Genomic DNA, 261 nt, shown 5'->3' with positions numbered 1-261 from the left:
GTCGTCGAGCGCGAGCGTGAGCATGTGACGCTCCTTCGTGCGCGCCCACACGGCCAGGCAGATCATCCCGACGAAGGCCGGCACCATCAGGACGAGGTAGGCCAGCACGAAGCTGCCGAAGCCGAACACGGTCGACCCGTTCCACAACGCGTGCGCAGCCACGGCGCAGAGGTACCCCCCGATCGGCGCAGCGATCCTCAGCGCAGGTGTGCGCGACATCACCGCGATGCCGAGACCGATGCCGGTGAAGGCGGTGAAGAG

Annotated in this window: 1 protein-coding gene; it reads right to left on the bottom strand. The window is 67.8% G+C overall.

Annotation, left to right across the window (positions count from 1 at the left end; translation table 11 throughout):
- A partial coding sequence (locus tag F0U47_RS20370) for a PrsW family glutamic-type intramembrane protease (RefSeq protein ID WP_149752323.1) occupies positions 1-261 on the bottom strand: 261 nt, incomplete at both ends.

Origin of the sequence: Nocardioides antri (assembly GCF_008373765.1) — a bacterium.
GTDB lineage: Bacteria > Actinomycetota > Actinomycetes > Propionibacteriales > Nocardioidaceae > Nocardioides > Nocardioides antri.
This window is presented reverse-complemented; position numbering and strand designations above follow the sequence as displayed.